This is a genomic window from Achromobacter sp., assembly GCF_036567245.1.
In the GTDB taxonomy this organism is placed as follows: Bacteria; Pseudomonadota; Gammaproteobacteria; order Burkholderiales; family Burkholderiaceae_B; genus Achromobacter.
In genome coordinates this window covers 1-6,629 of sequence record NZ_DATCUY010000127.1, presented here as the reverse complement: position 1 = coordinate 6,629, position 6,629 = coordinate 1, and the positions used below count along the sequence as shown (strand labels likewise).

The following is a 6,629-nucleotide window of genomic DNA, read 5'->3' as shown; positions in this document are numbered from 1 at the left end:
AGGCCCAGCTTGGCGCCCGCCAGCGCGACGCGGTAGTGCGCGGCCAGCGCCACTTCCAGTCCGCCGCCCAGCGCCGCCCCATGCAGCGCGGCCACCACCGGCTTGGCGCTGGCTTCGATCTGGTTGCAGACCTCGGGCAGGATGGGCGGTTGCGGCGGCTTGCCGAATTCGCGGATGTCGGCGCCGGCGATGAAGTTCTTGCCCGCGCCCATGAGCAGGATGGCTCGCACCTGCGGGTCGGCCTGGGCGTCGCGGATGGCCGCGGCCAGGTCGGCGCGCACTGCGGCGCTCAGGGCATTGACGGGGGGATGGTCGATGGTGACGACCAGGATGTCGTCATAGCGGCGCGTGCTGGCCGCGCCGGTGCTTGCGCTATCTGTCATGGACAGTGTCTCCGATGAGGTCTGCCGTGGCGGCGCCGCCTGGGGCAGCCGCCAGGACGCTGCCTGGTAGGCCGGGAACGGCCCGTCTTTTCTCCGCTTATTCTTTCGCAGTAAAGAAGTCTTGACAATGGCATCAATAATTGACATTGAAGTCAAAAAAATTTGACAATTGGCGGGTGCATCGCCCTGGCGAGGAGGCCCTGGATGGACACTAAATCCCTGACATTGCTGGTGGAGATACTGGACGCGGGCAACCTTAGCGAGGCTGCGCGCCGCCTGAAGATGACGCGCGCCAATGTCAGCTACCACCTGAATCAGCTGGAGCGCTCGGTGGGCATGCAATTGGTGCGCCGCACCACCAGGCATGTCGAGCCCACGGAAATCGGATTGAAGCTGTATCAGCACGGCCGCAGCATCCAGGACGAACTCGTGGCGGCGCGCGAATCGGTCGAAACCCTGGGCAAGACGCCGCAGGGCAAGGTCAGGCTGAGCGTGCCCAGCGGCTATGGGCAGTTCGTGATGACGCCCTGGCTGCTGGAGTTCAAGCGGACTTATCCGGACATCGTGCTGGACGTGCTGTTCGAGAACAGTGTGGACGACCTGCTGCGCGACGAGGTCGACATCGCGATACGCATCATGTCCGAACCGCCGCAGAACCTGGTGGCGCGCGAATTGGGCCAGGTCCGCTACGTCGCTTGCGCGTCCCGGGCCTATGTCGCCGCCCGGGGCCTGCCACGGCATCCGGAGGATCTGGCGCGCACGCCGACCATCAGCGCCGCCGTCATCGGCCGCCCCTTAAGGCTGTCCGCCTACCTTGGCGGACAGCCGCGGCAGCACGTGGTGCTGGAACCGACGGTGATTTCCCGCAACTACGCCTTTCTGCGCGATGCGACCCTGGCGGGGTTGGGCGTGGGCGTGGTGCCGGACTATGTGGTCCATGACGATATCGCGCGCGGCGAGCTGGTGGCCGCGCTGCCGCAATGGCGGCTGAGCATCTTCGGACGCGGCATGTACATGCTGTACATGCCCAACCGGCATCATCCGCGGGCGATCTCGATGATCATCGAATTCATCCTGGAGCGGGCCCAGGCCGCGCACGAAGGCAAGCCGGGATTGCTGAGCGCGGCGGGCTAGACGAGGCGCCGCGCGGTCCGTTCCTGACTCGGCATTCAGCTTGGCGGGAATAAAATCCGTTTCCATCACGGCTGGCGGCCGCGGGGCCGCGCCCATCTTTTTCCAGGCCCGTCCATGTCCTCTTCCGACATCCAATTGCTTCTTACCGCCCTGGCGAGCGTGCTGGTGCTGGTTGCGCTGATCGTCTCGCGCATCCGCATGCATCCGCTGCTCGCGCTGCTGATCGTTTCCATCGGCGTGGGATTCGCCACTGGCATGGAGCCCGTGGCCATCGTCAAGAACCTGAGCAACGGCGCGGGCAAGACCTTGGGCGCGGTGGGCGTGGTGATCGCGCTGGGCGCGATGCTGGGCAAGATCCTGGCGGATTCGGGCACCACCGAACGCCTGGCCAACGCCATCCTGCGCCATACCTCCGCGCGCATGATTCCCTGGGCCATGACCTTGGTGGCTTTCGTCATCGGCATACCGATGTTCTTCGAGGTGGGCCTGGTGGTGATGCTGCCGCTGATCTTCAGCGTGGCCCGCAAGCTGGAAGGCCAGGAGCGCTTCAAGGGTTCGGCCTATGTGTACGTGGGGGTGCCGGTGATAGCGGCCCTGGCGGCGATGCACGGCATGGTGCCGCCGCACCCGGGTCCGCTGACGGCGATCGCCACGCTCAAGACCACGGTGGGGCCGACCATGATCTACGGCTTCATCGCGGCGCTGCCGGCCATGGTGTTCGGCGGGCCTTTGTACGGCGCCTTCATCACGCCGCGCATGACGACGCGACCGGACGAGGCGCTGCTCGAACAGTTCACCGCTGCTCGCCAGGAAACCGCCGGCCGCGGCGCGCCCAGCGTGGGCCTGGGGGTGCTGGCGGCCTTGCTGCCCGCCTTGTTGATGCTGGTGCACGCGGGCGCCGAGATGCTGCTGCCCAAGGATTCCGGCGCCATGCACGTGGCGGCCTTCCTGGGCGATCCGCTGGTCGCGATGCTATTGGGCGTGCTGTTCGCCGCTGTCACCCTGGTGCTGATGCGAGGCGGCGATGCGGAAAAGCTGCGCGATGGATTGGGCAAGAGCCTCAAGCCCATCGCCGGCATCATGCTGATCATCGCGGGCGGCGGGGCGTTCCAGCAGGTGCTCACCAGCGCTCACGTGGGCGATGCCATTGTGCACCTGACCCATCAGTTCTCGCTGCCGCCGTTGGTGCTGGGCTGGCTGATCGCCATGCTGCTGTCGGTGTCCACGGGTTCGGCCACGGTTGGCATCGTGGGCGCGGCCGGCCTGCTGGCGCCGCTGGCCGGCGCCGATCCCGGCCTGAACCTGCCGCTGCTGGCGCTGGCGATCGGCTGCGGTTCGCTGTTCTTCAATTACGCCAATCATGCGGGCTTCTGGATGGTGAAGGAGTCCTTCGGCATGACCATGGGCGAAGCCACCAAGACGATTTCGGTGGTGCAGTCCATCGTTTCGGTGGTGGGGCTGGTCATGGTCCTGCTGTTCAACCTGTTGCCGCCGCTGGGCTGACGCCAGGGGCGCTACGTTATGCTGGGTCTGTCCAAACCGGAGACCCCATGACAGATACGCCCCGTTCCGCCGCCACGCATTCCGCGCTGGCTTCCGAGGCGCGCCGCGCCCAGTTGCGGCGCATGAAGATTGCCGCATTGGCCTTGCTGGTGGCGATGGTCTGCGGTTTCATCACCAGCCACGTGATGGGCGGGCAGGGCGCATGGGCCTGGGTGCGGGCGTTCTGCGAGGCGGCCACGGTGGGCGCGCTGGCCGACTGGTTCGCGGTGGTGGCGCTGTTTCGCCGCCCTATGGGCCTGCCTATTCCCCACACCGCCATCATTCCCAGCAATAAGGACCGCATCGGCGACAACCTGGCGGTGTTCGTGCGCGACCACTTCCTGGATCCGGACACGCTGATGGAAAAGCTGCGGGTGTTCGATCCGGCCGCACGCCTGAGCCGCTGGCTGGGGCGTCCGCGGCAGGCGCGCGCTTTGAGCGAAGGGGCGCGCAATGTGGCCTTGCAGACGCTGGATCTGCTGGACGACCGGGCGGTGCGGGGGGTGATCCAGGAGTTCGTGGTGAAGAATCTGCGGCGTTGGGATGCGGCGGATACGGCGGGCGAGGTGCTGGGGTTGTTGACGCGCGACGGGCGGCATCAGGAGCTGCTGGACGCGGCGCTGGAGCGGCTGGGCGGCTATCTGGGCGATGAAGACGTGAAGGCGCGGGCTTCGAATCTGCTGGTGAAGTTCGCGAAGAAGGAGTGGCCGCGCATCATTGCGGCGGTGGACGTGGTCAAGTCGGTGGACGGGATCGCGGACAATCTGGCGGATCGCTTGGCGCGGGCGCTGGTGGAGGAGTTGCGTGACGTGCTGTCCGAGCCTGGGCATCCAGTGCGGCGGGACTACGAGGCCTGGGTGCAGGATTACATCCGGCGGCTGAAGGATGATCCGGCCTTGGCGGCGCAGGTGGAGGCCTTGAAGCAGCGGGCGATCGATCATCCGAAGGTGCAGGAGTATGTGCAGGGGCTATGGGACGATATCCATGCTGCGCTGCGGAGGGATCTGTCGTCCGAGGATTCGGCGCTGGCACGGCATCTGGAGAGCGCTTTGCTGGCCTTGGGGCGCAAGCTGGGGGAGGATCCGGGGTTGCGGGAGGCGATCAACAATCACGTGCTGGGCGGGGCGCGGCGCTTGACGGGGCGCTTGCGTAGCGGAGTCACGGAGCATATTTCCCGCACGGTGAAGAATTGGGATGAGCGGCATCTGGTGGATGAGCTGGAACTTAGCGTGGGGCGGGATCTTCAGTACATACGGTTCAATGGAACGCTGGTGGGCGGGTTGATAGGCGTGGTGCTGCATGCGGTGGTGTTGCTGGTTCGAGGGTGATGCGGGCGCCTGATGCTTCGTAGGTCATCCGTCAGCGCGGGCGCTAGATGCTTCGTAGGGCGCATCGAGGTTGCTCGCCGCCATGGCGCCGGCACCGACGGGCTACACGCGTCTTGGCGTGATGCGCTGCTGGAGTTGTGGGTGGTGGAGAGGCTTGCGGGGCCCGCCTATGACGGCCGCGCGGACGGCCGTCATAGGCTTACGCGTTCGCGTGCGTCGCGGCGGTCTGCCTTCGGTACTGCCGTGATCTTGTGGGATGGGTGAGGCCGAGCAAGCCTCCCGCCCCAAACTGGTGTCGCGCGTAACTCATCACACGCTGCCCCATTGTCACATCGTCTGTTTGTATCAGGAACGAAGATTGCTGGCAGACGCCGTGACCCGAATGCTATTGTTTTTTGCGGCATGGCCGGCAACGGGCCGCCCATGCAATACCGGGCGCCTGCGGCCCGCGGGCGCGTATTTTGGAGGCACTCCATGAAGAAAATCTCGATGCTGGTCACGGCGCTTGCCCTGGCGGGCGCGTCTGGGGCGGCGCTGGCGGAAAATGTGTCGATGTCGTTCCTGAGCGTGGACGGCGTGGGCAAGGGCGCTGGCACGATCACCGTCAAGGACACCAAGGGCGGGCTCCAGTTCACGCCGAACCTGAAGGGGCTGCCGCCTGGCGAGCATGGCTTCCATGTGCACGAGAAGGGTTCGTGCGAGCCTGGCATGGTGAACAATCAGATGGCGCCTGGCGGCGCGGCGGGTGGGCATCTGGATCCCAAGGGCACCAAGGCGCACAGGGGACCGATGGCGACCGATGGCCATCAGGGCGATCTGCCTTTTATCGTGGTCGGCGCTGATGGCACGGCCAAGAAAGCGGTGGTGGCGCCGCATCTGAAGCTGGCTGATGTGAAGGGCCATGCGCTGATGGTGCACGTGGGCGGCGACAACTACAGCGATACGCCGGCGCCGCTGGGCGGCGGGGGCGGCCGGCTGGTTTGCGGGGTGGTGAAGTAGCCGCCTTGTCGCGTCAGGCCGTGCCGTTGCGGCCGTGCTGCCGGTAGCCTTCGCGTTCGGCGAGGAGGTCGTAGTAGTCGGCGACGGCCGGCAGTTGCGGTTTGTCGAATGGGGTGCTGAACCAGCGGTTGACCGACAGGCCGACGGGAATGTCGGCCAGCGAAAAGGCGGGGCCGGCGACGTAGCCGCCGGCCTGTTCCAGGCGCCGGTCCAGTATCGCCATGAACCGCGTCCATTCGCGGCAGGATGCCTCGATCGCGACGCGGTCGCGGTAGGCGGGGGATTCGCGCGCCAGGGCCATGAAGGCGTAGCTCCAGGAGCGGTTCAGGTCGGTCGCCTGCCAGTCCATCCATTGATCGACGCGGGCGCGCAGCCTGGGCTCGATGGGGTACAGGCGCTGGCCGCCGTATTGCGAAGCCAGGTAGCGGATGATGCTGTTGGACTCCCACAGCACGAAGTCGCCGTCCTGGATGACGGGCACCATCGCGTTCGGGTTAAGCGTCAGGAATGCGGGATCGCTGGTGGCTTGGAATCCCGAGCCCCAGTCTTCGCGTTTGAACGGCAGGTCCAGTTCGGCGCAGGTCCAGAGCACCTTGCGCACGTTGATGGATGAGGCCTTACCCAGGATTTTCAGCATCTTGCCGGCATCGTTTCGATTGACCGTGGCAGTCTAGCGGGCCGCGGCGGGCGCCGGCAGACACAGATTGCCGGTTTCCCGTGCGCAACAGCGTTTAACAGGCGCCGGCTTCAGGCTGGCTGCGCAGCCGCAAGACCGGTGAGGTGTACAGCACCACGAATTGCACCGCGAAGCCGGCGGTCGACACCCATAGGCAGGCTTCGACGCCGACCCGCGCGGCGAGCGTGGCGCCGATCAGTGCGCCGACGGGGCGGGCGCCGAAGGTGGCGGTCAGGATCACGGCGGATACGCGGCCCAGCAGGGCATTGGGCGTGATCGCCTGGCGCAGCGTGGTGGTCGTGATGGTCCACAGTATGGGACCTGCGCCGAACAGGAAGAAGCCCGTCGCTGCCCATGCCCCGGACGGATAGGCCAGGGTCGACAGCAGGATGGCGCTTGCGATCAGTGCGGCCAGCGGGCCGACCGCGATCATGCCGCCGAAGCTCAGCCGCTGGGCCAGCCAGGGCGCCAGCAAGGCGCCGGCCACCATGCCGCCGCCGTACACCCCCAGCGTGAGGCCGACGGCTGCCGCCGACAGGCCCAGCCGCTCGATGGCGTAGGCGACGT

Annotated in this window: 7 protein-coding genes; 4 read left to right on the top strand and 3 right to left on the bottom strand. The window is 66.5% G+C overall.

Going from position 1 to position 6,629, the window contains the following annotated elements; genetic code table 11:
* The coding region (locus tag VIR09_RS05830; protein WP_332012015.1) for an enoyl-CoA hydratase/isomerase family protein at nt 1–383 on the bottom strand (383 nt) is incomplete at its 3' end.
* A 204-nt stretch (nt 384–587) separates the two neighbouring features.
* Here VIR09_RS05830 and VIR09_RS05825 point away from each other — a divergent pair.
* From VIR09_RS05825 to sodC, 4 genes are all read left to right on the top strand, one after another.
* Nucleotides 588–1,517: a LysR family transcriptional regulator gene (locus VIR09_RS05825; RefSeq protein WP_332012014.1), complete on the top strand. Its 930-nt coding sequence runs from the start codon at nt 588–590 to the stop codon at nt 1,515–1,517.
* Nucleotides 1,518–1,631: 114 nt separating this feature from the next.
* Nucleotides 1,632–3,020 carry a gluconate:H+ symporter gene (locus VIR09_RS05820; RefSeq protein ID WP_332012013.1) on the top strand — a complete coding sequence of 463 codons (1,389 nt, stop codon included), beginning with the start codon at nt 1,632–1,634 and terminating at the stop codon, nt 3,018–3,020.
* 47 nt (nt 3,021–3,067) lie between these two features.
* Nucleotides 3,068–4,387, top strand: a complete 1,320-nt coding sequence (locus VIR09_RS05815) for a DUF445 domain-containing protein (RefSeq protein ID WP_332012012.1) — start codon at nt 3,068–3,070, stop codon at nt 4,385–4,387.
* A 474-nt stretch (nt 4,388–4,861) separates the two neighbouring features.
* Nucleotides 4,862–5,386 carry a superoxide dismutase [Cu-Zn] SodC gene (sodC, locus tag VIR09_RS05810; protein ID WP_332012011.1) on the top strand — a complete coding sequence of 175 codons (525 nt, stop codon included), beginning with the start codon at nt 4,862–4,864 and terminating at the stop codon, nt 5,384–5,386.
* A gap of 13 nt (nt 5,387–5,399) precedes the next feature.
* Here the strand turns inward: sodC and VIR09_RS05805 are convergent, their stop codons facing one another.
* Together VIR09_RS05805 and VIR09_RS05800 are read right to left on the bottom strand one after the other, a co-directional pair.
* Nucleotides 5,400–6,023 carry a glutathione S-transferase gene (locus VIR09_RS05805; protein WP_332012010.1) on the bottom strand — a complete coding sequence of 208 codons (624 nt, stop codon included), beginning with the start codon at nt 6,021–6,023 and terminating at the stop codon, nt 5,400–5,402.
* A 94-nt stretch (nt 6,024–6,117) separates the two neighbouring features.
* The coding region (locus tag VIR09_RS05800) for an MFS transporter (RefSeq protein WP_332012009.1) at nt 6,118–6,629 on the bottom strand (512 nt) is incomplete at its 5' end.

Bases quoted from the DNA above. Each gene is read 5' to 3' on its own strand.
- VIR09_RS05815 (WP_332012012.1), top strand. From the start codon at position 3,068: ATGACAGATACGCCCCGTTCCGCCGCCACGCATTCCGCGCTGGCTTCC.
- sodC (WP_332012011.1), top strand. From the start codon at position 4,862: ATGAAGAAAATCTCGATGCTGGTCACGGCGCTTGCCCTGGCGGGCGCG.
- VIR09_RS05825 (WP_332012014.1), top strand. From the start codon at position 588: ATGGACACTAAATCCCTGACATTGCTGGTGGAGATACTGGACGCGGGC.
- VIR09_RS05805 (WP_332012010.1), bottom strand. From the start codon at position 6,023: ATGCTGAAAATCCTGGGTAAGGCCTCATCCATCAACGTGCGCAAGGTG.
- VIR09_RS05820 (WP_332012013.1), top strand. From the start codon at position 1,632: ATGTCCTCTTCCGACATCCAATTGCTTCTTACCGCCCTGGCGAGCGTG.